Origin of the sequence: Sodalis-like endosymbiont of Proechinophthirus fluctus (genome assembly GCF_001602625.1) — a bacterium.
Classification (GTDB): domain Bacteria; phylum Pseudomonadota; class Gammaproteobacteria; order Enterobacterales; family Enterobacteriaceae.
The window spans coordinates 2,832-5,670 of the sequence record NZ_LECR01000001.1 but is presented as its reverse complement, the minus strand read 5'-3'; the positions used below and the strand labels follow the sequence as shown (position 1 = coordinate 5,670).

The 2,839-nt window shown below is 52.9% G+C and carries 3 protein-coding genes and 4 pseudogenes; 4 read left to right on the top strand and 3 right to left on the bottom strand.

Annotation, left to right across the window (positions count from 1 at the left end; all coding sequences use genetic code 11):
* The 4 genes and pseudogenes from queF to BG74_RS00020 all read left to right on the top strand — a co-directional run.
* Positions 1–358 (top strand): annotated as a pseudogene (gene queF / locus BG74_RS15135) (NADPH-dependent 7-cyano-7-deazaguanine reductase QueF); the annotation flags it as partial.
* A 198-nt stretch (positions 359–556) separates the two neighbouring features.
* Positions 557–692, top strand: a pseudogene (locus BG74_RS11960) (pyrimidine/purine nucleosidase domain-containing protein); the annotation flags it as partial.
* Positions 693–743: 51 nt separating this feature from the next.
* Positions 744–1,184, top strand: a complete 441-nt coding sequence (locus BG74_RS00025; RefSeq protein WP_187202421.1) for a hypothetical protein — start codon at positions 744–746, stop codon at positions 1,182–1,184.
* Between the two features lie 158 nt (positions 1,185–1,342).
* On the top strand, positions 1,343–1,543 hold the full coding sequence (locus BG74_RS00020; RefSeq protein ID WP_066595503.1) for a hypothetical protein: 201 nt from the start codon (positions 1,343–1,345) through the stop codon (positions 1,541–1,543).
* A gap of 363 nt (positions 1,544–1,906) precedes the next feature.
* On the opposite strand, the gene BG74_RS11955 is transcribed toward BG74_RS00020, so the two are convergent.
* The 3 genes and pseudogenes from BG74_RS11955 to BG74_RS15125 form a co-directional block, all read right to left on the bottom strand.
* Positions 1,907–2,221: a hypothetical protein gene (locus tag BG74_RS11955; protein ID WP_187202413.1), complete on the bottom strand. Its 315-nt coding sequence runs from the start codon at positions 2,219–2,221 to the stop codon at positions 1,907–1,909.
* Positions 2,222–2,399: 178 nt separating this feature from the next.
* A pseudogene (locus tag BG74_RS15130) lies at positions 2,400–2,491 on the bottom strand (hypothetical protein); the annotation flags it as partial.
* Positions 2,492–2,495: 4 nt separating this feature from the next.
* Positions 2,496–2,839: pseudogene (locus tag BG74_RS15125) on the bottom strand (N-acetylmuramoyl-L-alanine amidase); the annotation flags it as partial.

Genomic DNA, 2,839 nt, shown 5'->3' with positions numbered 1-2,839 from the left:
CAGCCGCTGGCTTGAGGGCGCCGCCGGCGGACCCTCAGTGGGCGAAACACTGGTTAGCCATCTGCTGAAGTCCAATTGTATTATTACCCATCAGCCAGATTGGGGGTCGGTACAAATTAGCTACCGGGGGGCGCGGCTCGACCGCGAGGCACTGCTGCGCTATCTCCTGTCTTTCCGTCAGCATGACGAGTTCCATGAGCATTGCGTGGAACGCATCTTCTGCGATCTGATGCAATTTTGCCGCCCGAATACCCTGTCGGTGTATGCACGCTATACCCGCCGCGGTGGATTGGATATCAACCCCTGGCGCAGTAATACGCACTTTTCGCCGGCAACCGGACGTCTTGCGCGGCAGTAATGCTTGAGGCACGTAAAAATNNNNCGCTCCGCGTGACGAGGGTAGTAAAACCTCCCCACCGGCCTTACCCTTACTTTTAGCGAGGACAGGCCTTCAGGTCTTTATTTAGGCAAGCGTTGCGCGCCTACGTGTTCCCCAGCGCCAGGTCAAAATGGGATTCTCATTTTGTTGTATTTACCGGCATGACAAGGAGCTATTTTGATTACGCATATCAAGCCCGCTCCGCTGGGTTCAATGGATTTATTGTCACACAACTCGAAAGATATGCTCAAACGTACCGCCAGCAGAGGATCTCCACCGGCTATTTCACAACTGTTCGCTGGCGATGCTCAGCGTCTGTAAGTCAACAGCGGCAACGGCCGGCCACAGCTGCGGCCATAATCTGTTGGGCACTGGCTCTCTACTAGCGGCGACGGTGGTGAAAGATACGCTGGCCGCACTCGGTATCAAAGACCAAGTGTGCTATTATAGCTGCCGGGCAGAAGAAATCGGCTCTCCAAAAGGGGTTATGGGGGTGCGTGCCTGGGTATTCGATGATGATGTGAATATCGCCATTTCCTGGCATCCGGTAGCGTTCACCGGAGTGAGCAACCCCATTTTTCTGGCCTGTAATGAACTGAATTTTCATTTCAGCAGCCAGCGTCGCCCATGCCGCCTCCTCTTTTTATATGGACCGCTCATCGCTGGATACGGTCGAACTGATGAACGTCGGCGTCAACTGTCTGCGCGAGCATATGCTGTCAATGGCACGTATTCTACGTGGTCACCGATAGGTCTAAGCGAAAGCGACGGTGTGCTATTTTATCCTCTCGTGCACACTACCTGACCTGCTGGCGCTAGTGGAGCGCGTGAAAAACGCGGAGCGCGGCACTTGCCCTGATGACAAAAACCACGTTAAGCCATAAAGTCCTTAGCGGGGTGACACACTAACCTGGTTGGCAAAACCCCGCTCGAACAGTTTATACATAGGCATATTGAGCGGCTTTGTCCGACGCCGTTCGACGAGGCGGATCGTCGCCTAAGTTTCAGCAAACCTTCAGTCCGGACGATATCGCCGCTTCCTTTGGCCGATTCGGCCTGCCAGTGCGTAACGATGTCGTCTCCCTGTGCGATGTGGTATTTGCGCCAGAAAGCGGCGATGGGACCCTGGTCGCGGCGCTATCGAAGGCACGTTTCCTCCTGTAACGCTCTCGATTCCTACGATCAACTGAAAAGATTTGACGTGGATCTTATCCACGATCTGTGCCAGCATGCCAAAGTAGAATATCAATTGGAAAGTGGCGCTTAAGCCACGCTGGTACCGGGTCTTAACGTGGGTAAATATGGCTTGGTTATGGCGCTAGGAATTAATGAAAAACGTAAAAAGTGGTGGATTTCACCGTGCCTTACACTAGCGGCGTCGCTAGTTTCCTGGTCCTGAAAACGTACTGTTAGCGTCAATGTCCATGCGCGGCGAACGGCCGAACCTTGAGGATAAGACCCGTGCGCATCCGGTGATAGCGACGCTTAGCTCAATACTGAAAGGCAAAACGATCGGTGTGGTGCAATCTAACAGCCATGAATAACTGATGAAAACCTATCTTCGGCGATGACGTCACGGTTCGCATCTATAGCAGTTCGGCAGAGCGGGATCTGGATACCAAGGCATGTCGTATCGACACCGCTTTCGATGACAAGGTGTATGCCCAGTAGGTAATAGCGAAACCTGGCAACGATGCTCTTATTAATGCCGGTCCGGATCTCAAAGGCGCGATGCTCGCTACCAATATCGCAATGGGCATACGTAAAAGGGAAACCTGTCTGAAAGATACCTTTGATGCGGCTATCACCGCCGCTGAAAACGATGGCGGACGGATCCGCCATCTGTCGCAGAAATGGAGCAAAACGTACCTGGCGCTGGTCCTACCTTAAAAAGGCGCGCGACCCATTATCGTCCGAGTCCGGATCACGTGGGTCAATCCCCGGGTCCGTTGCTCGCACAGGCCAGTTTGTAACGCAGGTGTGAGAATCAGCCACACCAGGCACCTATCCCCAAGCGCGGTTAGCGCTGCGCTAGTATCCCTCCGGCGGCAAAATAGGCTTTTATGCCCGCCAAAATCGCTTCCGCCATTTGCTGCTGATAACGAGCAGTACNNNNGCCATTCTTCCTGAATATTACTGATGAATGCCGTTTCTACCAGAATCGATGGAATATCAGGCGCTTTCAACACTGCAAAACCAGCCTGATCGACATTTTTTTTATGCAATTTAGTGATCTTACCTACATGATTCAATACATGCTTGCCGAATTTCAGGCTGTCGTTGATAGTAGCGGTCTGCATCAAATCGAAAATCGTATGATCCAAATAGCGATCGCCGCTTTTATTCACGCCGCCTATCTCATCGGCCGCATTTTGCGTTTGGGCCAGATATCTGGCCGCCCCACTGGTAGCCTCCTTAGTGGATAACGCAAATACCGAAGCGCCGTGGGCGGTGCGGCGG